Genomic DNA, 25,136 nt, shown 5'->3' on the forward strand with positions numbered 1-25,136 from the left:
CGTCAGATTATCTTTGAACTGATGTGAACCATCCGGACGGGTCGCTCGTCGTTCCTCCTGACGGCCTCCGCAAGGGAGCGCAACGCGAGAAGGGACACACTGTGGCCATGGCCCCGTTGTCTGAAGTGGCGGCACTCGAATCGGCACCCGCCGAATGGCACTTCGGCGAGTTCGTACTGGACCTTCGGCGATACGAGTTGCGGCGAAACGGGATTACGATCCCGGTCGAGCCGCAGGTCTTCGACGTGCTGACGCTACTGGTGACCCATCACGACCGCGTCGTCACCAAGATCGAGTTGTTCGACTCCGTGTGGGGCGGACGGTTCGTCGGCGACGCAGCTCTGTCGAGTCGCATCAAGTCGATTCGGCAGGCACTCGGCGACAGTGGAGAACTCCAGCACACGATTCGGACCGTGCGCGGGCGCGGATATCAATTCGTCGGAGACCCGCGCTCGGCGGAGACCGACCGAGCGGACGGCACGTCGGAGGTGGAGGCGGCACAGGGGAGGGTGCTCCGGTTCGAGCGCAGTGGCAGAGGTGGCGTCGTGCGGCGAGCGTCACGGACCCGCGGATATGCCTACCATCGGCTGGTATCTCCGGCACGTCGGCGAGATCTGGTCGGTCCGCCGAAATGACCTGGTGCGCTGCAATGTTCACCACTGTGACCGACCAAGGTGAAGGGTGACCGATGATCGATGACGGCTGAGGTGGGGGCGGCGGACTGGGATGTGCTCGCCGGCTACCTCGACCTGCTGTCGCCGGAGGAGGCGCTCGAACTGATGACCTGTCAGCCCGCCTCGGATGACGGGTTCAGCGTGGCCCAGAAGACTGGATCGTGACCGTAGAACACGCTCGCGCCTTGGTCGCGTAGGGAGCGCAACGTCTGCAACGACTGGCGGTACAGCGCGTCGTCGTGTGCGTGATCGGGCAGCCGCATCTCGTCCATGGACTGCTTCAGATTGCAGGCGTCGCCGGTCAACACCACGTCCCCGGTCGGGGTACGGACCAGCGCAGACTGATGGCCTGGGGTGTGCCCGGGGGTGGGGATCAACCGAACTGATCCGTCGCCGAACAGATCGAAGTGACCCTCCACCAGCATGACGTCCTGTCCGGTGTCGAATTCTGGTGTGTGATAGGCGAAATCATCTGACACGTGGGCGAAGTCCCATTCCGCCCGCTGCACGACGACGGTGGCATCCGGCACGAAGGTGTTGCCGCCGGCGTGGTCGGAGTGCAGATGCGAGTTCACCAGGTAGCGGATCGATGTGGGGTCGACCCCGAGCGCGCGGAGTCGTTCGTCCACGCAGGCGTCACTTTCGAGGTCGACCCACCCCTCGACGGGCGTCCCGGTGGGTCGGCGAAAGCGCGGGCCCAAGCCGGCGTCGAACAGCACACGTCCGTTCGGATGGTCGATCAGGTACGCCGGGACGGGCACGGTGAGTTCGTCGGGCTCACCAACGATGAAGAACGCCGTCGGCAGGGTCAGCCATCCGCAGGTGAGGGGAACGAGCGCGTCGACCGTCACGCTCAAAAGTCTACGCAGTCAACGCAACCGACGCCTCCGCCGTGTAGCACAGGAACGTCATGGTCTCCTCGAGGTACAGCTGCACGCTGGTGGCGTCATGCGAGAGGTAACCGATCGACACGTCGGTGCCCAACTGCAGGTCGAAGTCCCCCCCGCGCGAGGACAGCACGAACGCGCCGTCGATCGCCGGCGCCCAGATGATCTCGCCGTCGATCAGGCGGTTGAGGTGCTCGCGAATCGGATAGCCGTGCGCGGTGGTCTCACTGACCTGCGTGTAGACGTCGGCTGACAGCAGCACGCAATAGGGGCCGTCGACCCCCGCGAGCCGGAGCGCCGACAGTGCCTGGGAGATGACGTCGGGGATTTCCTTGGGATCCGACGGCAGTGCGAGCGCCGCGTTGGAACTGGACTTGCGAATGCCGTCTATGGATGCGTCGGGGTAGCCCTCGAAGATGGCGCGGTCCTCCGCGAACGCCAGCTGCTTCGCCGCCGCCTTGACCGGATCCCAGTCGGAGTCCTGGGAGCCACGCTCGACGTCGTCGACGTCGGTGCGCTTGATCGTGAAGGGCACGCGTAGCCGGACCAGGGGCCGGCTCTGCCGGAGATGTGCCACGACGCCGTCGCCGGGAGGTGCGACCTCCACCAAGTGACCGGTGCTGACCGCCGCCTTCGCCGGCCCACCGGGTCCGCTGACGTCGACTACGCGTCGTCCGGCGATGTGGCGCTTGAAGGTCCTGGTGGCCTCCAGTTCGATCTCACCCCAAGCCTCGTCGGTGATGGGTGCCAGCTCGCGGTAGAGGTTGTTCATCAGGATCGTCCTTTCATACTGCCGATCGACAGGGAGCCGGTGGGTCGTGACGTCGAAACCGTTGCGGGCACGGGTGTCTCGGGTAATGACGGTGGGTCGTCGAGGAAGTCCGCGGTCGGGACGAAGAACATGGTGCCGGTGACTGCGGTCGAGAAGTCCAGGATGCGGTCGGTGTTTCCCGGCGGGTCGCCGATGAACATGTTGCGCAGCATCCGCTCGGTGACCGACGGGGTGCGGGAGTAGCCGATGTAGTACGTGCCGAACTCGGCCTTGCCGATCGCACCGAATGGCATGTTGTGCCGCAAGATCTTCAGCTCGTTGCCGTCGTCGTCGGTGATGACGTTGAGGGCCAAGTGTGAATTCGGCGGCTTCACGTCGTCACCGAGTTCGATGTCGTCGAGCTTGGTGCGTCCGATCACCCGCTCCTGCGCCTCGGTCGAGAGCGCGTTCCAGGCACCCATGTCGTGGAGGTACTTCTGGACGTGTACGTAGCACCCGCCTGCGAAGTCGGGGTCCTCGTCACCGATTTGCGTGGCGCGCTGGGCAACTGGGCCCTCGGGGTTCTCCGTCCCGTCGACGAACCCCATCAGGTCCCGGTTGTCGAAGAATTTGAACCCGTGCACCTCGTCGACGACGGTGATCGCGCCGGCCATCGAGTCGACGATGCGCCCGGCCAATTCGAAGCAGACGTCGAGGGAGTTCGCACGGACGTGGAACAGCAGGTCCCCCGGCGTCGAGGGGGCGTGGTGCCGCGGACCGTTCAAGGTGACGAAGGGATGCAGTTCGGCCGGCCGTGGGCCGGAGAAGAGTCGGTCGAAGGCGTCGGAGCCAATCGAGGTCACCACCGACAGCTGCTTGCTTGGGTCGCGAAAGCCGATGGCCCGGACCAACCCCGAGATGTCGCCCAGTGCATCGTGCACGACGGCTTCGCCACCGTCGTCGACGGTGGCGACGATGAAGATGGCGGCGGGCGTCAGGGGTGCGAGCACCTTCTGCGACAGCGAATCGGACACATCAGGGACCCTAGCGTCAAGATCACCGCGAACGGCGCTCGAAGCGCCAAGATGGTGGCTAGCCCCCACCGTCTCCGGGGGAAGGCGTCAAGATGGACCCATGGCAGCGACCCCCCAGGGCTTGTGCGACTTCATCGACGCCTCGCCGTCGCCCTTCCACGTGTGCGCGACCGTGGCCGAACGATTGCGATCCGCCGGCTTCGTCGAGTTGTTCGAGGGCGACGCCTGGCCTTCGGGCGACGGGGGCTACTTCACCGTGCGGGCCGGGTCCCTGGTCGCGTGGAAGGCCGCCGTCGGCGATGCGCCCTTCCGCATCGTCGGCGGGCACACCGACAGCCCGAATCTGAGGGTCAAACAGCATCCGGATCGCGTCGTCGCGGGCTGGCAGGTCGTCGCGCTGGAGCCCTACGGCGGCGCGTGGCTGAACTCGTGGTTGGACCGCGACCTCGGCATCAGCGGCAGGCTGTCATTGGCGACCGAGGACGTGCTGGTGCGCGTCGACGATCCGATTCTGCGGGTGCCACAGCTGGCCATCCACCTCTCCGACGACCGCAAGGGCGTCGAGCTGAATCCGCAGCGCCACGTCAACGCGGTGTGGGGCGTCGGCGACCGGGTGCGCTCGTTCGTCGACTGGGTCGCCGAACGGGCGGGCGTCGACCCGGGCGAGGTACTTGCCGCCGACCTGATGACCCACGACCTGACCGGGTCGTCGCTGGCGGGCGTCGACCTCGAGCTGGTCAGTGCGCCACGGCTGGACAACCAGGGCACCTGCTATGCCGGGCTGGAGGCGTTCCTGGCCGCGGAGCCGCGGGGTTTCGTGCCAGTTCTCGCATTGTTCGACCACGAGGAGGTTGGGTCGACGTCGGATCACGGCGCACAGTCCGAACTGCTGCCCACGGTGTTGGAGCGCATCGCGCTGGTCGCCGGCGGCGGACGAGAAGCATTCCTGCGCCGCATCGCCGGGTCGACGGTGGCCTCCGGCGACATGGCGCACGCCACGCACCCCAACTACCCCGAGCGCCACGAACCCGGCCACCTGATCGAGGTGAACGGCGGCCCGGTGCTCAAGGTGCACCCAAACCTGCGGTACGCCACCGACGGTCGCACCGCGGCGGCGTTCGCGCTGGCCTGTGCGCAGGCCGGGGTGCCCCTGCAGCGGTATGAGCACCGTGCCGATTTGCCGTGCGGATCGACGATCGGCCCGATGACGGCGGCTCGCACCGGCATCCCCACCGTCGACGTCGGTGCCGCGCAACTGGCAATGCACTCGGCACGCGAGCTGATGGGAGCCCACGACGTGCAGGCGTACTCCGCCGCGTTGCAGGCCTTTTTGTCACCGGTGTGAATTACCTTCTTCAGGCATGACTCTGGACATGGCCACGGTGACCTTCGACTGCACCGATCCCGACGAGCTCGCAGCCTGGTGGGCCGGCGTACTGGGGAACGAGGTGAACGCGGTGGTGCCGGGGGAGTTCGTCCTGCTGACCCGGCCGGGTGGCACGGCCGTCGGCTTCCAGCGGGTGCCCGATCCGACGCCCGGCAAGAACAAGGCGCACCTCGATCTGCAGGCCGACGACATGGAGGCCGAGGTTGCCAGGGTCGTCGTGCTCGGCGCCATGGAGATCGAGCGCAACGGGTTCGGCGACGCCTTCCGGTGGGTGGTGCTTGCCGACCCGGAGGGCAACGCGTTCTGCATAGCGGGCGGATAGGCAGCACGGCAGGATCACCCACGTGTTGCTGTCGCTGATCGCCATCTCGCTTCTCCTTGCGGTGTGGGCACTGCTGGCCCAGCGCCTGGACCGCTGGCGCATCGCTCCTCCGCTGTTCCTCCTCCTCGCCGGCGCCCTCGTCGAATACACCACCCACGGCTCGCTGGCCGACACCCTCAACTCGGAGACGGCCGAGCAGGCCACCAAGATCATCCTGGCGGTCCTGCTGTTCGTCGACGCGAATGCGATGCGCGCCGGGGTGATGGGCGCGCACCCGCGTTCGGCCGCCCGGGTGCTATTCGTGGCGTTGCCACTGAGTGTCGGAATCGCGGTGCTGCTGGGTCTGTGGTTGTTGCCCGGTCTGTCCTTGGCGACGGTCGTCGTCATCGCCTGCATCGTCGTGCCGATCGATTTCGCTCCCGCTCAATGGATCATGCGAAACCGGGACGTGCCGCACCGCGTCAGCGATCTGCTCAACGTCGAGGCCGGGCACAACGACGGCATCCTCTCGCCCATCTTCATCTTCGCGCTCGCGGTGGCCGATCAACACGTGGAGGCCGGCCCCGTGTGGGACGAAATCCGTGAGGCGTTCCCCCATTCGGCCAAGGCCATCGTCGTCGGGGCGGTGGTGGGTGCCGTCCTCGCGCTGGCCGCCAACCTCGCCGAGCGCAGGGATCTGATGACCGACCAGTCCCGCCGGGTCTTGGTGGTGGCGGCACCGGCAGCGGCCTACACCCTCACCATCTGGTGGCACGGCAACGGATTCGTCGCGGCCTATCTATGCGGTGTCGCGTATCACTACTACCGACGGTCCAATGATCACGAGCACGAGCTGGAACTGCTGGAAGACCTCGGCTTCCTCCTGACGTCGCTGATGTGGTTCGTCTTCGGCGGGGTGGTGTTGATCGCCTACTGGCAGGCCGATCTCACCGTCGGCATCGTGGTGTTCTGCCTGCTGGCTCTGACGTTGGTGCGGATGCTGCCCGTCCTGTTGGCCATGGTCGGATCGAAGTTCAGCTGGCCCGAACGGCTCATGCTGGGTGGCTTGGGGCCCCGTGGCGCCGCCGTGATCGTCTTCGGGCTGTTGGCCTACAACGTGCTCGACCCACCCGACGAGGACACCATCCTGCTGATCGTGGTCGTCGTGGTGCTGGGAAGCGTCGTGCTGCATGGTTTCGGGGGGCCCGTTGCGGCGCGGGCGCTCGCCCGTCGCGGAAGCGAATAAACTGTGCCGGTGACATCTGCGTACTCCCACGAAGTGGACAGCGTCGAGCAGGCCTCCACGACCCCCGATCAGCCGCAACCGTTCCGCGAGCTTGGCCTGAAGGACGACGAGTACCAGCGCATTCGTGGCATTCTCGGGCGTCGGCCGACCGACGCGGAGCTCGCCATGTACTCGGTGATGTGGAGTGAGCACTGCTCCTACAAGTCCTCCAAGGTGCACCTGCGCTACTTCGGCGAGACGACCACCGACGAGATGCGGTCCGCCATGCTGGCCGGTATCGGCGAGAACGCCGGCGTGGTCGACATCGGCGACGGGTGGGCGGTGACGTTCAAGGTCGAGTCCCACAACCACCCGTCCTACGTCGAGCCGTACCAGGGCGCGGCGACCGGTGTCGGTGGCATCGTCCGCGACATCATGGCCATGGGTGCCCGCCCGGTCGCGGTGATGGACCAGCTGCGCTTCGGGGCGGCCGACGCTCCCGACACCCGGCGGGTGCTCGACGGCGTCGTGCGCGGCGTCGGTGGCTACGGCAACTCCCTTGGCCTGCCCAACATCGGCGGCGAGACGATCTTCGATCCGTCCTACGCCGGCAACCCACTGGTGAACGCGCTGTGCGTCGGGGTGCTCCGCAAGGAGGACCTCCACCTCGCCTTCGCATCCGGCACCGGCAACAAGATCATCCTGTTCGGGGCGCGCACCGGCCTCGACGGCATCGGTGGCGTGTCGGTGCTCGCGTCGGAGACCTTCGGCGGCGACGAGGGTGAGGGGCCCGGCCGCAAGAAGCTGCCGTCGGTTCAGGTCGGCGACCCCTTCATGGAGAAGGTGCTCATCGAGTGCTGCCTCGAGTTGTATGCGGCCGGTCTGGTGATCGGCATCCAGGATCTCGGTGGAGCCGGATTGTCTTGCGCCACATCGGAGTTGGCGTCTGCTGGTGACGGTGGCATGTCGATCCAACTCGACAAGGTGCCGCTGCGGGCCAAGTTCATGACCCCCGCCGAGGTGCTCTCGAGCGAGTCGCAAGAGCGCATGTGTGCGGTCGTGGCACCCGAGAACGTGGACGCGTTCATGGCCGTCTGTCGCAAGTGGGAGGTGCTGGCCACCGTCATCGGCGAAGTCACCGACGGCGACCGGCTGCAGATCACCTGGAACGGCGAGACGGTCGTCGACGTGCCCCCAAGGACCGTGGCGCACGAGGGCCCGGTGTACGAACGCCCCGTCGAGCGGCCCCACACCCAAGACGCCCTCAACGCCGACACCTCCGCGTCGATCCCGCGTCCGTCGACCGGCGACGAACTGCGCGCGACGTTGCTCGAACTCATTGGCAGCCCGCACCTGTGCAGCCGGGCCTTCATCACGGAGCAGTACGACCGATACGTCCGCGGCAACACGGTGCTGGCCGAGCACGCCGACGGCGGGGTGCTACGGATCGACGAGGAGACCGGCCGCGGCGTGGCCATCTCCACCGACGCCTCCGGCCGCTACACCCAGCTCGACCCGTACACCGGTGCTCAACTCGCCCTAGCCGAGGCCTACCGCAACGTCGCGGTCACCGGCGCGTCGCCGCTGGCGGTCACCAACTGCCTTAACTTCGGCTCGCCGGAGGATCCCGGTGTGATGTGGCAGTTCTCGCAGGCCGTCCGCGGACTCGCCGATGGCTGTGCAGCCCTTGGTATTCCGGTGACCGGCGGTAACGTCAGCTTCTACAACCAGACCGGTACCACGCCGATCCTGCCCACCCCGGTGGTGGGCGTGCTCGGTGTCCTGGAGGACGTCAGGCGGCGGGTTCCCACGGCATTCGGCACCGAACCCGGTGAGACGCTGATGCTGCTGGGCGACACCCGCGACGAGTTCGACGGTTCGGTGTGGGCCCAGGTGACCGCGGACCACCTCGGCGGTCTGCCCCCCAAGGTGGATCTGGCCCGCGAGAAGCTGCTGGCCGAAGTCCTGGTGTCGGCCTCGCGCGACGGTCTGATCTCCGCGGCGCACGACCTATCCGAGGGCGGGCTCATCCAGGCGGTCGTCGAGTCGGCCCTGGCTGGCGAAACCGGTTGTCGGCTCATCCTTCCCGAGGGTGCAGATCCGTTCGTGACCCTGTTCTCCGAGTCGGCGGGACGCGTGCTCGTCGCAGTGCCCCGCACCGAGGAGAGCCGGTTCCGGGCGATGTGCGAAGCGCGCGGGCTGCCCGCCGAACGCATCGGCGTGGTCGACGAGGGCAGCAAATCCCTAGAGGTCCAAGGTCAGTTCACCGTGAGCCTCGACGAACTGCGCAGCACGTCCGACGGCGTGCTTCCCGCACTGTTCGGGTGAGCGCCACCGCCTGACGAATGCCGTTGCAGCCCAACGTAGGCCGAGCGTTCCTGCTCGCGGCGGCACTGACGGGTTGGAGCGGACTGATTGCGCCGAGGCTGACGCCGCGGTGGCGAACGGCCGCACAGGCCGTCTTGGCTGCCGCGTTGGTCGAGCGCGCCGGCGCCCCACTCGGACTGCGGCCGCCCGCGTCGAGAACCGGAATGCGCCTGGGACTTCGGGCGGCGGGCGCGGTATCCGTGGCAGTGGCGGCGGCCACGGCCGTCCCCACCGTGCGGACGGGCATGGGTCGACGGAACATGCCCGCACCGCTGGCGGAGTGGTTTCTGGTGCGCATCCCGGTGGGCACGGTGTGGTCGGAGGAGGCGGCGTTCCGAGCGGCCCTGGGAACCGTTGCGGCACGAGCACTTGGACCGACGTGGGGTCGCGTCGCGCAGGCCGTGACCTTTGGTCTGTCCCACGTCGCCGATGCGCGCGGAGCCGGGGACACGGTCGTCGGCACCGTCGCCGTCACCGGGTGCGCGGGCTGGGTCTTCGGGTGGTTGTACGACCGGTCCGGAAGTCTCGCCGCGCCGATGCTCGCCCATCTGGCGGTCAACGAGGTGGGCGCCGTCGCGGCCCTGACGGTCCAGCGGGTCGGGGTTTGACGGTTTGGGAGACTAGGGCATGGCCAACCGTCGCAGTGCGGATCCGACGAAGACCCGAGACGCCGTTGCGGCCGTCGCGCAGTGGCTTCGCGACGGCACCGCGCCAACCCCGGAACGCAGCGCGATCGCCGACGCGGTGCGGCTGACCGCCAGGACCCTGGCCGCGCAGGCGCCGGGCGCCAGTGTCGAGGTGCGGGTACCACCGTTCGTTGCGGTGCAATGCATTTCGGGTTTGGCGCATACTCGCGGCAACCCGCCGAACGTGGTCGAGGCCGATCCGCGCACCTGGCTCCTACTCGCCACCGGCCTGCTCGCGATGTCCGACGCACTTGCCGCAGGCACGTTGCAGTCGTCGGGATCGCGCGCTCAGGAGATCGCCGACTGGCTGCCAGTCGTCCCGCTAGTGCCCTAGCCGAAGAACGGCGCCTCCTGCACCCAGTGGAACCCGCGGTTGCGCAGGGTGAAGTCCTCCAGCGGTTGGCGGTGCAGGGTGACCGAGGTCGGGGAGCCCCGCCACCGGCCGGTCAGGCGAAGCTCGTCGTCCGCGCGGTCGACGGCGAACGAGCCGTCCTCGGCCGTCACGACGAGGCTGTCGGGGGTCGACTCGGCGGCGACGTCGACGAGCGTGCCGTCCATCAGCTGGTAGGTGATCACACCCGCGTTGTCGAACACGACTCTCTGCCAACGAAGTTCGTCGGTCAGCAGGGGAGGCCGAGGGGTGCCGTCGACCGAGAAATCCGTGACCTGCCAAATGCCATACAGCTCGGGCTTGGGGCGTCCGTCGCCGAACTCGTGCCAGCTGTGCAGGTTGAGCACCAAGCATCCAGCCAGCACCCACGCCCCGAGCAGCACCTGCGCGACCTTCGCAAGACGGTCGCGTCGCCGCGAGTCGAACAGGGCCGGCCGCACCTCGGGCCCGACGCCGCGACCCAGTATCAGCGCCTCGACCAGCCGGCGCGCCTCAGGCGCCACGAGGATCGCGCTGATGAGGAACAGATGAAAGGACAAGATCTTCACCGGTACGCCGTAGGTCATGTTCAGCAGGAAGATTTGGCCCGTGCCTACCAGGCTGACCAAGGCGCCTGCCGTTGCGGTGCGAGGGATGAACAGCAACACCCCCGCGAGCACCTCGACCGCCCCGAGGGCGATCTCGTAGGGATGGGAGGTGCCGACCTGTAGCCACAGCAGCGCCATCGGGCTGAGATCGCCCAGCGGCTCGATCAACGCCGCCAGCGGTGGCGACGGCATCTGGGTCGGGACGACCTTCGCGAAACCGTAGAAGAGCATCTGCCCGCCCAGGCAGACGCGCAGGAACGTCGCGAACCAGGCCGCCAACCGCGGGTAGGCCCGACGGCGCCGATCCAGCACCGACCACGCCACCGTGGCCAGCGCCGACACCGTCAACAGAAAGGCGACGTACACCCAGATCGCGGCCTGGTCGCCGCTGCCGGAACCCGGCACCAGGACTGCGTCGACGCCGAGGGCCGTGCGACCAAACCAGCGCGTGAGCGGTTCCAAGGCGACCATCTGCCAGATGACGGCGCCGTCGGGCAGCAGACCGGCCAGCACCCCGGTGAAGGCGAACACGACCTGCGCGAACGTGACGCAGAACGATCCGAGGTAGACCACGAAGAAGCGGAACGCGACGCGAGTGGCGAGACTCCAGGAGACCGCCGCGTCGTCGGATTGCCGTGGGTCGGGCTGCACTCGGTCACACCTCCGTTGAGAAATGCGCCGACGGTCGCCGTTGTTGAAGAAATGACGCCGCCACCGCGCTCCGATTCCACCTTCGACAGCTGTTGACCGTAGACTCGGGCACGTCACCCACAGCCCTTAGGGAGCAGACTGATCGTGACCGCCGAGCAGATCGAGCAGACCACCGACTCCGATTCTCTTCTCGCGAGCGACTCTTCGGACGAGCCACGGGAGGAATGTGGCGTCTTCGGAGTCTGGGCTCCCGGCGAAGACGTGGCCAAGCTCTCGTATTACGGCCTCTATGCCCTGCAACACAGAGGGCAGGAGGCAGCGGGCATCGCCGTAGCCGACGGATCCCAGGTGCTGGTGTTCAAGGATCTCGGCCTCGTCAGCCAGGTGTTCGACGAGCAGACCCTCGCGGCGATGGAGGGTCACGTCGCGATCGGTCACTGCCGCTATTCGACGACGGGCTCGACGACGTGGGAGAACGCCCAACCGGTCTTCAGGAACACCGCCGCGGGCACCGGCGTGGCGCTCGGACACAACGGAAACCTGGTCAACACGACCGAACTCGCCGCCCGCGCCCGTGAGGCCGGCCTGACCGACACCCGCGGTGCCGCCGCGGCCACGACGGACTCGGACATCTTGGGCGCGCTGCTGGCACACGGCGCCGCCGACGCCACCCTCGAGCAGGCCGCGCTGGAACTGCTGCCGACCGTGCGAGGCGCGTTCTGCCTGACCTTCATGGACGAGAACACGCTCTACGCCGCTCGCGATCCGTACGGTGTGCGCCCGCTGTCGCTCGGCCGGCTGGACCGTGGCTGGGTGGTCGCATCGGAGACGGCTGCGCTCGACATCGTGGGCGCCGCGTTCGTGCGTGACATCGAACCCGGCGAACTGCTCGCTATCGACGCCGACGGCGTGCGCTCCACCCGCTTCGCCAACCCCACCCCCAAGGGGTGTGTGTTCGAGTACGTCTACCTGGCCCGGCCCGACAGCGTCATCGGTGGCCGTTCGGTGCACGCCACCCGCGTCGACATCGGCCGGCGACTGGCTCGCGAGTCTCCCGTCGACGGGGACCTGGTGATCGGTGTGCCCGAGTCCGGAACCCCGGCAGCGGTGGGCTACGCGCAGGAGTCCGGCATTCCGTTCGGACAGGGCCTGATGAAGAACGCCTACGTCGGCCGCACCTTCATCCAACCCTCGCAGACCATCCGACAGCTGGGCATCCGGCTCAAGCTCAACCCGCTCAAGGAAGTCATCCGCGGCAAGCGGCTGATCGTGGTGGACGACTCGATCGTGCGAGGCAACACCCAACGCGCGTTGATCAGGATGCTCCGAGAGGCCGGCGCCCTCGAGGTGCACGTCCGCATCGCGTCGCCGCCGGTGAAGTGGCCGTGCTTCTACGGCATCGACTTCGCCACGCCTGCCGAGCTGATCGCCAACGCGTCCAACGCGGGCGCCAACGAGGCCGAGATGCTCGACGCGGTGCGCCGCGCGATCGGTGCCGACAGCCTCAACTACATCTCGCATCAGGGCATGATCGCCGCGACCGAGCAACCTGCCTCCCGACTGTGTTCGGCATGCTTCGACGGGGAGTACCCGATCGAACTGCCAAGCGAGTCGGCCCTGGGCAAGAACGTCATCGAGCACATGCTGGCCAACGCCGCGCGGACCGGTGTGCAATCCGAGAACGACAACGCCTCGGCGCTCAGGCGTCCTTGACGGCACCGCCGTCGTGGCGTCCTTGACGGCACCGCCGTCGTAGACCCCCTTGACGGCACCGCCGTCGTAGACCCTGACCTGTCCCGAAACTACTGCGGCGCAACCGAACTGAACCGGATGAGGTGGCGCCGCCCCTTGCCCTCCATGCCATCCTGTTCGAGCGCCCGTCGCACCGAGTCGCGGTAGTTCGTCAGACCGCCGGGCGGGGGTGGGATGACGCCGTCGATGTCGTGCTCTGACATCACCGCGTCGTGCTCGAGGGACTCCACCAACGGACGCGCCAGCCCGGACGGAATCGGTGTCACCAGGCCCACCCACCAACTCGCGATGCTCGGGGTGAGCAGGGGCAGCGCCACGATGAACCGTCGTCGCAACCCCGCCTCCTCGGCGTAGATCTGCATCGCGTCGGCGTACTCCAGCACGTCGGGGCATCCGACGTCGAAGGTGCGTGACTTCGGCAGCGGCGCGTCCGCGCTTTCGGCGAGGTAGTAGAGGACGTCGTCGATCGAGATCGGCTGAATCTTGTTGCGCACCCACTTCGGGGTCGTCATCACCGGCAACCGATCGGTCAGGTGACGCACCATCTCGAAGGACGCCGATCCGGACCCGATGACGATGCCAGCCTGCAACACGACCGTCTCGACCGACGAGGCCATCAGGACTTCGCCGACCTTGTTGCGCGACTGCAGGTGGCGGGACAGCGCACCCTCGGGGTGCAGGCCGGAGAGGTAGACGATGCGGCGCACGCCAGCCTTCTCGGCTGCGGCGGCCACGTTGTGCGCGGACTTCTCCTCTTCGCGGACGAAGTCCCGCGAACTGCCCATCGAGTGCACGAGGTAGTAGACGACGTCGACGTCCTCGAACGCAGCCTCCAGTGACTTCGGGTCGCCGAGATCGCCCTTGACCACTTCGACCTGATCGCGCCATGGCGCGTCGCGAAGCTTGTCCGGATTGCGGGCCATCGCCCGCACGTTCTCGCCTCGCTCCACGAGCAGGGCGGTGAGATGACCACCGATGTAGCCGGTTGCCCCCGTCACCAATGAGCGGCGCGACTCAACGTCCGACATCCAGCCTCCGTCCGTCGGTGTCCACTACCGAGGTATTCGGAGCAGTCACCGATACAGATGTCCCGGTAGCGCCCTATTCAAACGGGCAGCCCGGGTTCGGAGCGTCGACCGCCGGCGGCGCACCCGCGTCGTCGATGTAGAGAACCCACATCACGACCGGCTCCGAACCCAAGTTGCGGCCCTCGTGCACGTGGTCTGGACCGCTGTCCTCGGTGATCGGCGCGCCGGCGGAGTAGACACCGTCGACCGAACAGTCGGCGAAGTCGTGGGTCAGGGTGCCCGACCGGATGACGCCGTAGACCCGGCCCGGATGCCAGTGCCACCCGGTGCTGCCGCCCGGCGCGATGGTGATCTCCTTGGTGATGTAGTCGTGGCCGTTCACGGTGGCCTGCGACAGGATCCTGGCGTCGACTCCCCGACTCGGGGTGGCGGCCGCAGGCGCAGCCGCGCCGAGGGCCGCGACGGCTGCCACGGAGACGGCGGCGGCCACTGCACGAAGGTCGGTCATGGGGGCAGCGTGTCACACCGACCGTCACCTGTGCGCTGCGATCGATGCGACCGGTACCCTCATACCCGATGAGCGAGGATCAGCGGGAGGACGACGGCGTCGCCTCCTACGCATCTGCCGGAGTGGACATCGAGGCGGGTGACCGCGCCGTCGAGCTGTTCAAACCGCTGGCGAAGAAGGCCACCCGACCCGAGGTGAGGGGAGGGCTCGGCGGATTCGCCGGGTTGTTCGCCCTGCGCGGGGGATACCGCGAGCCACTGCTGGCCTCGTCCACCGACGGTGTCGGAACGAAACTGGCGATCGCCCAAGCCATGGACAAGCACGACACCGTGGGCCTGGATCTCGTGGCGATGGTGGTCGACGACCTCGTCGTCTGCGGAGCCGAACCCCTCTTCCTGCAGGACTACATCGCCGTCGGCCGGACGGTCCCCGAACGCGTGGCCGAGATCGTGTCCGGCATCGCCGACGGCTGCGTCATCGCCGGTTGTGCGCTCCTGGGCGGCGAGACCGCCGAGCACCCGGGTCTGATGTCACCCGACCACTACGACATCTCCGCCACCGGCGTCGGCGTCGTCGAGGCCGACGACGTGCTGGGCCCCGACCGCGTGAAACCCGGTGACGTCATCATCGCGATGGCCTCGACCGGACTGCACTCCAACGGATATTCGTTGGCGCGCAAGGTGCTTCTGGAGATCGATCGCGGCAACCTCGCCGGACACGTCGAGGAGTTCGGCCGCACCCTGGGTGAGGAACTGCTCGAGCCGACGCGCATCTACGCCAAGGATTGTCTCGCGTTGGCCGCCGAGACACAGGTGCGCACCTTCTGTCACGTCACCGGTGGCGGGCTCGCGGGCAACCTCGAACGGGTCATCCCGAACGGGCTGAGCGCGGAGTTGGATCGTGGCACGTGGACGCCCGCCCCGGTGTTCGCCATGATCGCCCAGCGAGGGCGGATCGATCGCGCGGAGATGGACAAGACGTTCAACATGGGTGTCGGCATGGTCGCCATCGTCGCGCCGGAGGACACCGACCGTGCGTTGGCGATCTTGACTGCGCGACACCTGGATTGCTGGACCCTGGGTACGGTGACCAAGGGCGGCAAGGGCAAGTCGCGCGCTCAGCTAGTTGGGCAACACCCGAGGTTCTGAGCGGCGCGACGTCGGCCCCAGTGGCGGACGACCGGTCAGCGGCGCCAGTCGTCGTCGTCGACCCAGCGATCGTCCACCGGCCCGTCGCTCAGGATGTCCGGCTCGGGGGAACCGGAACCACCCAGTTCCTGCTGTAACCGTTGGAAATCGGTTTGTGGCGAGCTGTACTTGAGGTCGCGAGCGACCTTCGTCTGCTTCGCCTTCGCCCGGCCGCGGCCCATGGGGGACCCCCTCGCGCAATAACGGAGCGGCCCGATGTGCAGGCGGCTCCGATCTGAATGTGTTTTATCGTCCTGTAGACACTTTACCGTGCCCGTCGGTCTCATGCTGGCAGGGCCATCCCCACGGCGAGCGCGGCGACCCTGATGTCAACGCTGAGCGCTCCGCAGACGTTCCACGGCGAGCCGGCCTGCGCCCACTCCGGTCACCTCGGGCAGCGAATCCGGATCGATCAGCGCACTCACCGCCGTCTCGCCGCCGGTGCTCAGCTCGGTGTCCGCCGGCACGCCGCGCTTGAGCAGCGCCAGCGCGACGGGACCGTGGTCGACGTGGTCGACGACGGTGCCCAGTCGCCCGATGGAGCGCCCGCCGGCCAACACCGGATCGCCGGCTGCCGGCCGGTCGGCCGACCCGTCCAGCTGCAGCAGCACCAGCATCCGCGGCGGTTTGCCGAGGTTGTGCACCCGCGCGACGGTCTCCTGACCGCGGTAGCAGCCCTTGTCGAGATGAACGGCCCCCGCGCCCGGGCCGCCGATCCAGCCGACCTCGTGGGGAATGGTCCGCTCGTCGGTGTCGACGCCGAGCCGGGGCCGGACCGCGGCGACCCGCTGCGCCTCGTAGGCCCAGATGCCGGCAGGTTGGACACCCGCCGCAGTCAGCCGGGCGAGCCACGTCGGGGTGGTCTCGCGGGGCACCACCACGTCGACCTCGCCGGGACGCAGCGTGCGCACGAAACCGCCGCCTGGCAGCGGTGACGCGGTGGCCACCTCCGGCAGCACGGCGAGGCCGAGCGCCGAGAGGACGGCCGGGTCGTCGATCCGCGGGCCGAGTAGGGACAGGACCGCGAGGTTGGCGGGCTCGGCGACCACGTCGGCCCAGAAGATCATCTTGCGCAGATACGCCAGCAACGCCTCGCCGCGCCACGGTTCGGTGTCGACGACGGTGACCCCGTCGAGCTGGGTCTGCAACCAGTGATCTTCGACACGCCCCTGCGCGTCGAGGCTCAGATTCTCCACCACGGCCCCGTCGGGGAGGTCGACGACGTGCTGAGTCGAGATGGTGTGCAACCACTTTCGGCGCTCGGCGCCAGTCAGCGCGATGGTGGCGCGATGCGACCGGTCCACCACGACGACGCCGCTCTGGGCGGCCCGCTGCTCGCCGAACGGGTCGCCGTAATGCCACGTGGCGCCGGCGTCGGGACCAGATTCTGGGGCGGGTACGGCAGACATCCTTCCAGCGTACGGAGGTCGCACCGCACTATCGTCGGTGCCCATGACGTCCCCCGCCGAGATCGTCGTCACCCTGGACGGCGCGGTCGTCGCCGCGGGTTTCCCCGTCGGGCACGTCGACGATCCGCTGTTCGCCCGCGGCGACGGGGTCTTCGAGACCCTGCTGGTCCGCGGCGGGCGGGCATGCCTGGTCGGGCGCCACCTCGACCGGTTGGCGCGCTCCGCGGCGAGCGTCGGGCTGCCCCCACCGGACCAGCCCCGGTGGCGGTCGGCGGTGGCCACGGCGGCTCGGCAGTGGCCCGGTGCTGGCGAGGCCGTCATGCGGCTGGTGTGGGGCCGCGGGCATGACGGCGAGCCGGTCGGCTTCGTCGCCGCGTCGCCGCTGCCCGATCGGGTGGCGGCCGCCCGCCGTGACGGGGTGTCGGCGATCACCATGGACCGCGGGATCTCGGTGGGCGAGCCGCCGCCAATGGGTGCCGGCCTGCCGCGGTGGTCGACCGCCGACGTGAAGTCGCTGTCCTACGCCGTCAACGCCGCGGCGCTGAGGCACGCCCAGAATCACGGAGCGGACGACGTGGTGTTGACGAGCGCCGACGGCTACGTGCTGGAGGGCCCGAGGTCGAGCGTCCTCATCGCCACCGGCGACGGGGTGCTGGTGACGCCACCGTCGACGCTGCCGATCCTGTCGGGGACGACCGTGGCAGCGGTGTTCGACGTCGCCCGACGGCGCGGCGCCAGCTGCGACGAGCGACTGTTACGTCCGTGCGATCTCCTTGTCGCCGAGGGGGTTTGGCTGCTGTCCAGCGTCACGCTCGCGGCGCGGGTACACACGCTCGACGGTCACGCCTTGGCCGCGGCTGACGGGGTGCCGGACGTGGCGGCGATGGTCGACGAGGCCGTCGGCACCCCCGATTGACCGACGCCGAAAATCGGTTGTCGACACCGGGATCCGGGAGTACCTTCGTCCTTACACAGGAAGGAGGTGGTCCAGAAATTGATTGACTCATGGACAAGTGAGGTGGCTGCCCGCTAGCAGCACCGGGCGTTTACCAGCGTGCGCTGGCGAATTCCCAGCAGTCACCCGGCCCCCGAGCCCCTCGGTCAGTCCAACCAGGAACCAACGGCTCGGGGGCCGCTCCATGTCTGGACCTTCTCAGCCGACGTGCCGTGACAGTCGGGCCGAGAGGTGAGGCACCAGTCCGCCGTCGGCGTCGACGCGCTCCTCGACGTAGGCGAGGTCGCCGCCCTCGACGATGCCGTAGAGGCGTTTGGCACCACCGACGAGCACGCCCGATCGGCTGCGGGCCAGTGCGTCGGTCGCCAGCTCCCACGAGGACTGGTTCAGGGGGTGGCCGTAGAAGAGTTCGACATAACCGGCCGAATGGGCCAGCAGCAGTTCGATCGCCTGCGTCTCGGCGGGGTCTTCCGGGTCGTTGACGAAACGCCAGAATCCGGATTCACGCAGCGACGGTCCGACGTAGTCGCCGGACTCGGACAGCAGCCACGAGCGGGCCTCCCAGTTCAGGTAGTCGCCACCGTCATGGGATACCGAGATCTGCTGACCGAATGCGTAATCGCCCTCCGGTCCGCGGCCGGTACCCTCGCCGCGCCATACGCCGACGAGCGGCAGCAGGGCCAGAAGTGCGTCGTCGAGGCTGACGCCCTCGCGGAGATTGGCCGTGTCGGCGGGCACGGGGAGGTCGTCGAACGTCGGGAGATTTCGGGCCGCCGTGACCCGAGCGCGCTCCGCGGCACCGGCGACGGCGCGGTCACCGGAACCGGGAATCACCGACCCCGTCGGAGTCGAATCCACGGCATCGGCGGTCTCGCCGCCGATTTCGGCGTCGTCGTCCGCGGTCACAACTCGTCGGTGATCAGCCGGTACACCGTGTACAAGGCGAACCAGGTGATGACGACGACTGCCACGATGAGCAGGATTTCGAAGAAGAGCACCACACCGTCAGTGTAGTGGCGACGTCACGCCACGCGGCGACCGGGGTTGGGCTCGCCAGCGGCGCCCAGGAGAGGCCCCAGCCACCGCTCGCGCGTGGCGCTTACGCGGGCTGCATTGCCCAGCTCCTCCTCGGCTCGTGCCTCACCGCATCGTCGCTAGGCGACCTTGACGTCGACTTCGTGAATCCCGGCGCCCGACGGCGCGACGCTGGCGTCGCCGTTGCCCGCGGGGGACAGGGCGCGCAACGTCCACGAACCAGGAGCGGCGAAGAACCGGAAGTCACCGGTGGCCGATGCCACGACCTCGGCGGTGAACTCGTCGGACGAGTCCAGCAGTCGCACGAAGGCTCCTCCGACGGTCTGGCCGGCACCGTCGACGACGCGACCGGTGATGACCGTTTCCTTCTCGAGGTCGACGCTGGCCGGCAACGTCAGTCCTTGCTTGGGTGCAGAGCACATATCAACTTCCCAACTCGATCGGGGCGCCCACTAGGGAGCCGTATTCAGTCCAACTGCCGTCGTAGTTCTTGACGTTCTGGTGGCCGAGGAGTTCCTGCAGCACGAACCACGTGTGCGACGAACGCTCACCGATCCGGCAGTAGGCGATGGTCTCCTTGGTGCCGTCGAGGCCCGCCTCGGCGTACAGCTTGGCGAGGTCTTCGTCCGACTTGAAGGTGCCGTCCTCGTTGGCCGCCTTGCTCCACGGCACGTTGACGGCGGAGGGAATGTGGCCGGCGCGCTGGCTCTGCTCCTGCGGCAGGTGAGCGGGGGCGAGGATCTTGCCGGAGAACTCGTCGGGGGAGCGGACGTCGACCAGGTTCTTCGTGCCGATGGCGGCGATCACTTCTTCGCGGAAGGCGCGGATCGCGGTGTTGGGCGCGGCCGCCGTGTAGGACGTGGCCGGCCGGTCCGGAACCTCGGTGACCAGGGGGCGACCGTCGAGCTCCCACCTCTTGCGGCCACCGTCGATCAGCTTGACGTTCTCGTGGCCGTACAGCTTGAAGTACCAGTACGCATACGCGGCGAACCAGTTGTTGTTGCCGCCGTAGAGGACGACGGTGTCGTCGTTGGCGATGCCCTTGTCGGAGAGCAGCTTGGAGAACTGCTGCTGGTCGACGAAGTCACGCTTGACGGGATCCTGCAGTTCGGTCTTCCAGTCCAGCCGGACGGCGCCGGCGATGTGACCGTTCTCGTAGGCGCTGGTGTCCTCGTCTACCTCGACGAAGACGGTGTTGGGGGCGTCGAGATTGTTCTCGGCCCACTCGGTGCTGACCAGGACGTCGGAACGTGCCATGGGTGAAATCCCTTCGATTGCTTGGGTATTCGACAGATTAGGCGGGGGTGGCGGTAGATCGAAAGCGGGCGACGAGCGGGTAGAGCCGGCAGCCAAGACAGATCCCGAAGGCGGCGTTGAGGAAGGCCGCGACGAGTGCGAGCGCGGTGGCCACGAGACCCAGTGCCACCAGCCCGGTCGCGAACCCGACGGCCGCGACGAGCGCGAACACCAATCCCACCAACTGGGCGAACTTCAACGGCGCGACGGGCTCGCGGTCGGTCACCGGGCCGAGGCGGGGTGCGACGAGTGCGGCGAAGACTCGGCCGTACGGATGTTTGCGTGGCCCGCCGACGGCGCCAACGGCGAAGACGATCGACTGAACCCCGAGCACGACGGCTGCGGCGACCGGGCTGTAGGCCGACACCAGGAGTGCGACCACCAACACCGCGGTCGTCACCCATGCGGTGAACCGGGGACCACGGACGTCGACCTGGTCAGGGGTGGTGTTCTCGTTCGGCAACGGTCTGCTCCTGCTGTTGTGGCGAGGCTGGGCGTGGGCAAGCCTGAGCGGCTGCTCCGAGGGCGACGCGAGGTCGCGCGGCTACTCAGCAGCTATGACAGCGACAACAGAAACCCGCGACGCGGCACAGATCTACTGCGCGGCGCTTGGTGAGCTGAAGCTCAACGCGGGGGGACACGCCGCAGAGCTTACCCAATGACAGGGCCCTCAAGCCAATAACGGTTCGAGGGCCGATCGCAGGTCAGCGGCCTTCGGCACGCCGGAGCTGCGGTACCGCTGCCGGCCGTCGGCGTCGAAGATGAACGTCGTCGGCAACGACAACACCGAAAGCTCGCGCGCAGCGGCCGGATTGGCGTCCATGTCGACCTCCACGTGAGCAACCTCGGGCAGCTCGGCACAGACGTCGTCGACGACCCGCCGCACCGCCGAGCACGGTCCGCACCACTCGGCACTGAAGTGCACGATCGCGGGCCTACCCTGGGGCAGGTCCACGCCGGGTACGGTCACCGCGGCTCCCTCGGAGGCGCGCACCACGCCGTCCCGCCTGGTGAGTAGGCGCCCCACGACGACGGCCACGGCCAGGGTCACCACCAGCACCGCGATCACGACGGGCAGAGAGCTCATGACTGTCTGAACCCGTCGACGGCCACCGTTACTCCCGTGGTGATGCCCTCGATGATGATGTCCGAGCCGCGAGCTCCCTCACTGGTCGGCGCGATTGCGAACGGCAGCTTCATCCCCGGCATCCTCGTTTCGAACGCGGCGAGGACGGCGGCCTTCTTGTCGTCGGGCACCTGCTCGTCGGCCGTACCGGGGCCGGTCAGCACGTCTGTGGCGGTGAAGACGAGCGTGGTGTCGTCGTCATCGGGCGTGGACAGGTCGACCGACACGCTGATCCGCCTGTCGAAGCCCGCCGCGGTGGGCGTTCCGGTGAACACCAGCCCGCGGCTGCCCGAGATGCCCGATTCCGTCGTCCCGCCGGTGGCGTCGTTGGTCTCCTTGGGTGGCGCCTCGACGAGAAGATCCTTGATGCCCATGAACCGGCCGACGTGCGTCGAGTCGACGATCAAGCGGCCCTCCAGCTTGCCGACGCGCAACGTGGCGTCGGGTTTGAGCAGCCACGACGTGTCGGTGAGATCCACCGAGTGCATCGTCGCCTCGATGGAGGCCTTGCCGACCACGGGGTGGTCCACCCCGGCCGCACGGATCTCGACTTCCCGGTAGTGATGGCCGGTCGCCTGGGTGACGAACGGAAAGCCGAGGATGCCCACCCAGGGGTCGAACGGCAGGTGGTTGGCCGCGCGGACGCTGCGCGCCCAGTGGTATTCCGCGTAGATGGCCGTCCCGAAATCGGCGCCGACCGCGCCTACTGCCACTGTCGTGACCGTCGCGACGAGTCCGATCAGCACCTTGCGCACCCGGACATTCTGGCCTACGTCGGTTGCCGGTAATTGCCCAGCGCGGCAAATTCGCAGGTTGCACGCTATCGTTATGCCATCGTCGGCCGGTAACGGCCGCGTGTCAGCCATGAATCTGGGAGATTGCCGACAGTGTCAGTGTTGACGACGCCGGGTCACCTTCCCGAAATGCGCTGGAGGACCCGTTGGATCTACTGCTACTGACCGTCGACCCGCACCCGGAATCGGTGCTGCCGTCGTTGGCGCTGCTGGCGCACAGCGTGCGCGCTGCGCCGACCGAGGTGTCGTCGCTGCTGGAGGCGGGCACCGCGGACGTGGCCATCGTCGACGCGCGCACCGATCTCGCCGCCGCGCGCGGCCTGTGCCGGCTGCTGGGCACCACCGGCACGGCGGTGCCCGTCGTCGCGGTCGTCAACGAGGGTGGTCTGGTCGCCGTCAACGTCGAATGGGGTCTCGACGAGATCCTGCTGCCCAGTACCGGCCCCGCCGAAATCGACGCGCGGCTGCGGTTGCTGGTTGGACGCCGCGGCGGTGCCGCCGACCAGGAAAGTGCAGGCAAGGTCAATCTTGGCGAACTCGTCATCGACGAGGGCACCTACACCGCCCGGCTTCGCGGCCGACCGCTCGACCTCACCTACAAGGAGTTCGAGCTGCTGAAGTACCTGGCGCTGCACGCCGGTCGGGTGTTCACCCGGGCGCAGCTGTTGCAGGAGGTCTGGGGTTACGACTTCTTCGGTGGCACCCGCACGGTCGACGTCCACGTGCGACGTCTCCGCGCCAAGCTCGGGCCCGAGTACGAATCGCTCATCGGCACCGTGAGGAACGTCGGATACAAGGCGGTCAGGCCGGCGCGGGGCCGCCCCCCGGCTCCCGAGTCCGATCCCGGGGACGACTACGACGACGTCGACGGCTACGACCAGGACCCGGCGGGATTCGTCGACGACTTGGGCGACCCACTTCGCGCCCAGTGACCGACCTCACCTGGCGCACGACGCTCTCCGACGCCGACCAGCGACGGATCACCGAGATCGTGGACGCCGCCCACGCCGTCGACGGGACCGCACCCGTCGGTGACCAGATCCTGCGGGAGCTCCCGCGGGACCGGACCGCGCACCTCGTCGCCACCCTCGACGACCACGTCGTCGGATACCTCAACCTCGCACCCGCCACGGAAGAGGCACCCGCAATGGCCGAGGCCGTCGTGCACCCCGACGCCCGCCGTCGGGGCGTCGGGGCCGACCTGATCCGCACGGGCTTGGCCGAGGGCGGTCCCGGCACCCGGGTGTGGGCACACGGAGACTTGCCGCCGGCGCGGGCCACTGCCGCGTCCCTCGACCTCGTCGCCGCGCGCCGGCTGCTGCAGATGCGCCGCCCACTGCGCGACCTTCCCGAGGTGAAGCCGGCCGACGGGGTGCTGCTGCGCACCTACGCCGGACCCGAGGACGACGCGGAGCTGCTGCGGGTGAACAACGCCGCCTTCTCCTGGCATCCCGAACAGGGCGGTTGGACCGAGGCCGACGTCGCCGAACGGCGCGGCGAGGCGTGGTTCGACCCGGCTGGGCTGTTCTTGGCGTTCGACGCCGCGACCGAAGAGCTCCTCGGCTTTCACTGGACCAAGGTTCATGGGCCGGCCCTGGGAGAGGTCTACGTCGTCGGCGTCGACCCGAGCGCCCAGGGGCGTGGTCTCGGGGCGCTGCTGACGTTGGTCGGTCTGCACCACCTGGCGGACCGGCTCGGCCCCGACGCGGATGTGACGCTTTACGTGGAGGCAGATAACTCTGCCGCCGTGAAGACGTACGAACGGCTCGCTTTCACCATCTTCACAGCAGACGTGGCGTACACCCGCCGTTAGTCCTCAGCTGTGAAATCGCTGAGGCTGTTCACTGCTCGTTCACCTTTCGTCAGCGACCCGTCCACCGACGCCGCATACGTTGCCGTGGAGTCCTGAGGCAGTCAAAAATCGAAAGTGGGATAAGTGAAGCTCAATCGCTTTGGCACCAGCGCCGGCACCCCGTTCATGGTGGCGCTGTCCGCGGCCGCACTCGCGTTGTCCATGACCGCGTGCGGCAGCGACAACAATTCCGGTACGTCGTCCAGCGGTGCATCGGGATCGTCGTCCGCCGCGGCCGGTGCGGCCGACTGCGGCGGCAAGGCCGCCCTGACCGCCGAGGGTTCCACCGCCCAGCAGAACGCCATCGCCGAGTTCAACAAGGCGTGGGGCCAGGTCTGCTCGGGCAAGTCCCTGTCCTACAACCCCACCGGCTCCGGTGCGGGCGTGACGCAGTTCCTCGCCAAGCAGGTCGACTTCGCGGGCTCGGACTCGGCGCTGGCCGCCGACCAGGTCGCCCCGGCCACCGAGCGCTGTGGCGGCAACCCGGCGTGGAACCTGCCGCTGGTGTTCGGCCCGGTCGCGATGGCCTACAACCTCGAGGGCGTCGACAAGCTCGTCGTGAACGCCGACGTGCTGGCCAAGATCTTCACCGGTGCCATCACCACCTGGAACGACCCGGCCATCGCCGCACTCAACAGTGGCGCCACCCTGCCCGACACCAAGATCACCCCGATCTACCGGTCGGATTCGTCGGGCACGACCGACAACTTCCAGAAGTACCTGACCGCCGCCGCGCCGCAGACGTGGACCAAGGGCGCGGGCAAGGAGTTCCAGGGCGGTGCCGGTGAAGGCGCCCAGAAGTCCTCCGGCGTCGTGCAGGCCGTGCAGGCCACCCCCGGTGCCATCGGCTACGTCGAGAAGAGCCCTGCGAAGGCGGCCAACCTGCCCTTCGCGCAGATCGACAGCGGCGCGGGCGCCGTCGAACTCACCGACGACTCGACGGCCAAGGCCGTCGGCGACGCCAAGTTCAAGGCCGACGGCATGGACCTGACGCTCGACCTCAACGCGCTCTACGCCTCCAAGGAAGCCGGCGCCTACCCGTTGATGCTGGCCACCTACGAAATCGTCTGCTCCAAGGGATACGACGCCGACACCGCCGCCGCGGTGAAGTCGTTCCTGACGGTGTCGGCCGATCAGGGTCAGGCCAACCTGTCGGCCGCCGGCTTCGTCCCGCTGCCCGACAGCTTCAAGGAGCGCTTGCTCAAGTCCGTCGACGCAATTGCCTAGACGGTTGGCATACCGCCACCAACGCG

At 68.1% G+C, this 25,136-nt stretch carries 29 protein-coding genes; 14 read left to right on the forward strand and 15 right to left on the reverse strand.

Annotation, left to right across the window (positions count from 1 at the left end):
- The first annotated feature begins 107 nt into the window (after positions 1-107).
- Positions 108-635 (forward strand): winged helix-turn-helix domain-containing protein, encoded by a 528-nt coding sequence (locus H7K45_RS31640; RefSeq protein WP_372512476.1) that lies wholly within the window; start codon positions 108-110, stop codon positions 633-635.
- Between the two features lie 60 nt (positions 636-695).
- Positions 696-839, forward strand: coding sequence for a hypothetical protein (locus tag H7K45_RS00775; RefSeq protein ID WP_263993798.1), 144 nt, complete (start codon positions 696-698; stop codon positions 837-839).
- Here H7K45_RS00775 and H7K45_RS00780 read toward each other — a convergent pair.
- Genes H7K45_RS00780 through H7K45_RS00790 form a run of 3 tightly spaced genes read right to left on the reverse strand, consistent with a single transcriptional unit; the run spans position 788 to position 3,346 of the window.
- Entirely contained in the window at positions 788-1,525 is a 738-nt protein-coding gene (locus tag H7K45_RS00780; RefSeq protein WP_263993799.1) for an N-acyl homoserine lactonase family protein, read from the reverse strand. The two genes, H7K45_RS00775 and H7K45_RS00780, sit on opposite strands and share 52 nt — an antisense overlap.
- Before the next feature lie 10 nt (positions 1,526-1,535).
- Positions 1,536-2,333 (reverse strand): family 1 encapsulin nanocompartment shell protein, encoded by a 798-nt coding sequence (locus tag H7K45_RS00785; protein ID WP_263993801.1) that lies wholly within the window; start codon positions 2,331-2,333, stop codon positions 1,536-1,538.
- The gene (locus tag H7K45_RS00790) at positions 2,333-3,346 is read right to left on the reverse strand and encodes a Dyp-type peroxidase (protein ID WP_263993802.1); all 1,014 of its coding nucleotides are present in this window, start codon (positions 3,344-3,346) and stop codon (positions 2,333-2,335) included. Before H7K45_RS00790 ends, H7K45_RS00785 begins: the two co-directional genes overlap by 1 nt.
- A 100-nt stretch (positions 3,347-3,446) precedes the next feature.
- Between H7K45_RS00790 and H7K45_RS00795 the strand changes: the two genes are divergently transcribed.
- Genes H7K45_RS00795 through H7K45_RS00820 form a run of 6 tightly spaced genes read left to right on the forward strand, consistent with a single transcriptional unit; the run spans position 3,447 to position 9,646 of the window.
- Positions 3,447-4,691: a M18 family aminopeptidase gene (locus H7K45_RS00795; RefSeq protein WP_263993803.1), complete on the forward strand. Its 1,245-nt coding sequence runs from the start codon at positions 3,447-3,449 to the stop codon at positions 4,689-4,691.
- A 16-nt stretch (positions 4,692-4,707) separates the two neighbouring features.
- Positions 4,708-5,055, forward strand: coding sequence for a VOC family protein (locus tag H7K45_RS00800; RefSeq protein ID WP_263993804.1), 348 nt, complete (start codon positions 4,708-4,710; stop codon positions 5,053-5,055).
- A 22-nt stretch (positions 5,056-5,077) separates the two neighbouring features.
- Positions 5,078-6,280, forward strand: a complete 1,203-nt coding sequence (locus tag H7K45_RS00805) for a cation:proton antiporter domain-containing protein (RefSeq protein WP_263993805.1) — start codon at positions 5,078-5,080, stop codon at positions 6,278-6,280.
- A gap of 33 nt (positions 6,281-6,313) precedes the next feature.
- Positions 6,314-8,587 carry a phosphoribosylformylglycinamidine synthase subunit PurL gene (purL, locus tag H7K45_RS00810; RefSeq protein WP_263994224.1) on the forward strand — a complete coding sequence of 758 codons (2,274 nt, stop codon included), beginning with the start codon at positions 6,314-6,316 and terminating at the stop codon, positions 8,585-8,587.
- 23 nt (positions 8,588-8,610) lie between these two features.
- Positions 8,611-9,234, forward strand: a complete 624-nt coding sequence (locus H7K45_RS00815; RefSeq protein WP_263993806.1) for an Rv0804 family intramembrane glutamic endopeptidase — start codon at positions 8,611-8,613, stop codon at positions 9,232-9,234.
- A 19-nt stretch (positions 9,235-9,253) separates the two neighbouring features.
- The gene (locus H7K45_RS00820) at positions 9,254-9,646 is read left to right on the forward strand and encodes a sterol carrier family protein (RefSeq protein ID WP_263993807.1); all 393 of its coding nucleotides are present in this window, start codon (positions 9,254-9,256) and stop codon (positions 9,644-9,646) included.
- Here H7K45_RS00820 and H7K45_RS00825 read toward each other — a convergent pair.
- A complete protein-coding gene (locus H7K45_RS00825) occupies positions 9,643-10,941 on the reverse strand; it encodes a DoxX family protein (RefSeq protein WP_263993808.1) in 1,299 nt (432 codons plus the stop codon). The genes H7K45_RS00820 and H7K45_RS00825 overlap by 4 nt on opposite strands.
- A 159-nt stretch (positions 10,942-11,100) precedes the next feature.
- Between H7K45_RS00825 and purF the strand changes: the two genes are divergently transcribed.
- Complete coding sequence (gene purF, locus H7K45_RS00830; RefSeq protein WP_263994225.1) at positions 11,101-12,654, forward strand: amidophosphoribosyltransferase; 1,554 nt, start codon at positions 11,101-11,103, stop codon at positions 12,652-12,654.
- An 89-nt stretch (positions 12,655-12,743) separates the two neighbouring features.
- Here the strand turns inward: purF and H7K45_RS00835 are convergent, their stop codons facing one another.
- Together H7K45_RS00835 and H7K45_RS00840 are read right to left on the reverse strand one after the other, a co-directional pair.
- Positions 12,744-13,721: an NAD(P)H-binding protein gene (locus H7K45_RS00835; RefSeq protein ID WP_263993809.1), complete on the reverse strand. Its 978-nt coding sequence runs from the start codon at positions 13,719-13,721 to the stop codon at positions 12,744-12,746.
- A 73-nt stretch (positions 13,722-13,794) separates the two neighbouring features.
- Entirely contained in the window at positions 13,795-14,229 is a 435-nt protein-coding gene (locus H7K45_RS00840) for a cupin domain-containing protein (protein ID WP_263993810.1), read from the reverse strand.
- A gap of 68 nt (positions 14,230-14,297) precedes the next feature.
- Between H7K45_RS00840 and purM the strand changes: the two genes are divergently transcribed.
- A complete protein-coding gene (gene purM / locus H7K45_RS00845; RefSeq protein WP_263993811.1) occupies positions 14,298-15,377 on the forward strand; it encodes a phosphoribosylformylglycinamidine cyclo-ligase in 1,080 nt (359 codons plus the stop codon).
- 35 nt (positions 15,378-15,412) lie between these two features.
- Here purM and H7K45_RS00850 read toward each other — a convergent pair whose 3' ends face one another.
- The gene (locus tag H7K45_RS00850) at positions 15,413-15,598 is read right to left on the reverse strand and encodes a DUF3073 domain-containing protein (RefSeq protein ID WP_263993812.1); all 186 of its coding nucleotides are present in this window, start codon (positions 15,596-15,598) and stop codon (positions 15,413-15,415) included.
- A 147-nt stretch (positions 15,599-15,745) separates the two neighbouring features.
- Positions 15,746-16,825: a CAF17-like 4Fe-4S cluster assembly/insertion protein YgfZ gene (gene ygfZ / locus H7K45_RS00855; RefSeq protein ID WP_263993813.1), complete on the reverse strand. Its 1,080-nt coding sequence runs from the start codon at positions 16,823-16,825 to the stop codon at positions 15,746-15,748.
- Between the two features lie 43 nt (positions 16,826-16,868).
- Between ygfZ and H7K45_RS00860 the strand changes: the two genes are divergently transcribed.
- The gene (locus H7K45_RS00860; protein WP_263993814.1) at positions 16,869-17,741 is read left to right on the forward strand and encodes an aminodeoxychorismate lyase; all 873 of its coding nucleotides are present in this window, start codon (positions 16,869-16,871) and stop codon (positions 17,739-17,741) included.
- Positions 17,742-17,978: 237 nt separating this feature from the next.
- On the opposite strand, the gene H7K45_RS00865 is transcribed toward H7K45_RS00860, so the two are convergent.
- The 7 genes from H7K45_RS00865 to lmeA form a co-directional block, all read right to left on the reverse strand.
- On the reverse strand, positions 17,979-18,638 hold the full coding sequence (locus H7K45_RS00865) for a nitrobindin family protein (protein WP_263994226.1): 660 nt from the start codon (positions 18,636-18,638) through the stop codon (positions 17,979-17,981).
- A gap of 296 nt (positions 18,639-18,934) precedes the next feature.
- Complete coding sequence (locus H7K45_RS00870; protein WP_263993815.1) at positions 18,935-19,237, reverse strand: DUF1416 domain-containing protein; 303 nt, start codon at positions 19,235-19,237, stop codon at positions 18,935-18,937.
- Between the two features lies 1 nt (position 19,238).
- Entirely contained in the window at positions 19,239-20,072 is an 834-nt protein-coding gene (locus H7K45_RS00875; protein ID WP_263993816.1) for a sulfurtransferase, read from the reverse strand.
- A 37-nt stretch (positions 20,073-20,109) separates the two neighbouring features.
- A complete protein-coding gene (locus H7K45_RS00880) occupies positions 20,110-20,574 on the reverse strand; it encodes a DUF4395 domain-containing protein (RefSeq protein WP_263993817.1) in 465 nt (154 codons plus the stop codon).
- 85 nt (positions 20,575-20,659) lie between these two features.
- On the reverse strand, positions 20,660-20,752 hold the full coding sequence (locus H7K45_RS31645) for an Ms5788A family Cys-rich leader peptide (RefSeq protein ID WP_355215570.1): 93 nt from the start codon (positions 20,750-20,752) through the stop codon (positions 20,660-20,662).
- 29 nt (positions 20,753-20,781) lie between these two features.
- Complete coding sequence (locus H7K45_RS00885; RefSeq protein ID WP_263993818.1) at positions 20,782-21,198, reverse strand: thioredoxin family protein; 417 nt, start codon at positions 21,196-21,198, stop codon at positions 20,782-20,784.
- Positions 21,195-21,992 carry a mannan chain length control protein LmeA gene (gene lmeA / locus H7K45_RS00890; RefSeq protein WP_263993819.1) on the reverse strand — a complete coding sequence of 266 codons (798 nt, stop codon included), beginning with the start codon at positions 21,990-21,992 and terminating at the stop codon, positions 21,195-21,197. The genes H7K45_RS00885 and lmeA overlap by 4 nt, the downstream gene beginning before the upstream one ends.
- A gap of 185 nt (positions 21,993-22,177) precedes the next feature.
- Here lmeA and H7K45_RS00895 point away from each other — a divergent pair, with 185 nt between their 5' ends.
- From H7K45_RS00895 to pstS, 3 genes are all read left to right on the forward strand, one after another.
- Positions 22,178-22,963 (forward strand): winged helix-turn-helix transcriptional regulator, encoded by a 786-nt coding sequence (locus tag H7K45_RS00895; RefSeq protein ID WP_263993820.1) that lies wholly within the window; start codon positions 22,178-22,180, stop codon positions 22,961-22,963.
- A complete protein-coding gene (mshD, locus tag H7K45_RS00900) occupies positions 22,960-23,844 on the forward strand; it encodes a mycothiol synthase (RefSeq protein ID WP_263993821.1) in 885 nt (294 codons plus the stop codon). The genes H7K45_RS00895 and mshD overlap by 4 nt, the downstream gene beginning before the upstream one ends.
- A 123-nt stretch (positions 23,845-23,967) precedes the next feature.
- Complete coding sequence (gene pstS, locus H7K45_RS00905; protein ID WP_372512477.1) at positions 23,968-25,110, forward strand: phosphate ABC transporter substrate-binding protein PstS; 1,143 nt, start codon at positions 23,968-23,970, stop codon at positions 25,108-25,110.
- Positions 25,111-25,136: the final 26 nt, after the last annotated feature.

Origin of the sequence: Mycobacterium yunnanensis (assembly GCF_025823185.1) — a bacterium.
Lineage (GTDB): Bacteria > Actinomycetota > Actinomycetes > Mycobacteriales > Mycobacteriaceae > Mycobacterium > Mycobacterium yunnanensis.

Bases quoted from the DNA above. Each gene is read 5' to 3' on its own strand.
- ygfZ (WP_263993813.1), bottom strand. From the start codon at position 16,825: ATGTCTGCCGTACCCGCCCCAGAATCTGGTCCCGACGCCGGCGCCACG.
- purM (WP_263993811.1), top strand. From the start codon at position 14,298: ATGAGCGAGGATCAGCGGGAGGACGACGGCGTCGCCTCCTACGCATCT.
- H7K45_RS31640 (WP_372512476.1), top strand. From the start codon at position 108: ATGGCCCCGTTGTCTGAAGTGGCGGCACTCGAATCGGCACCCGCCGAA.
- H7K45_RS00860 (WP_263993814.1), top strand. From the start codon at position 16,869: ATGACGTCCCCCGCCGAGATCGTCGTCACCCTGGACGGCGCGGTCGTC.
- H7K45_RS00870 (WP_263993815.1), bottom strand. From the start codon at position 19,237: ATGTGCTCTGCACCCAAGCAAGGACTGACGTTGCCGGCCAGCGTCGAC.
- H7K45_RS00800 (WP_263993804.1), top strand. From the start codon at position 4,708: ATGACTCTGGACATGGCCACGGTGACCTTCGACTGCACCGATCCCGAC.
- H7K45_RS00775 (WP_263993798.1), top strand. From the start codon at position 696: ATGACGGCTGAGGTGGGGGCGGCGGACTGGGATGTGCTCGCCGGCTAC.
- H7K45_RS00850 (WP_263993812.1), bottom strand. From the start codon at position 15,598: ATGGGCCGCGGCCGGGCGAAGGCGAAGCAGACGAAGGTCGCTCGCGAC.
- H7K45_RS00795 (WP_263993803.1), top strand. From the start codon at position 3,447: ATGGCAGCGACCCCCCAGGGCTTGTGCGACTTCATCGACGCCTCGCCG.
- H7K45_RS00840 (WP_263993810.1), bottom strand. From the start codon at position 14,229: ATGACCGACCTTCGTGCAGTGGCCGCCGCCGTCTCCGTGGCAGCCGTC.
- H7K45_RS00820 (WP_263993807.1), top strand. From the start codon at position 9,254: ATGGCCAACCGTCGCAGTGCGGATCCGACGAAGACCCGAGACGCCGTT.
- H7K45_RS00885 (WP_263993818.1), bottom strand. From the start codon at position 21,198: ATGAGCTCTCTGCCCGTCGTGATCGCGGTGCTGGTGGTGACCCTGGCC.
- H7K45_RS00875 (WP_263993816.1), bottom strand. From the start codon at position 20,072: ATGGCACGTTCCGACGTCCTGGTCAGCACCGAGTGGGCCGAGAACAAT.
- H7K45_RS00785 (WP_263993801.1), bottom strand. From the start codon at position 2,333: ATGAACAACCTCTACCGCGAGCTGGCACCCATCACCGACGAGGCTTGG.
- H7K45_RS00835 (WP_263993809.1), bottom strand. From the start codon at position 13,721: ATGTCGGACGTTGAGTCGCGCCGCTCATTGGTGACGGGGGCAACCGGC.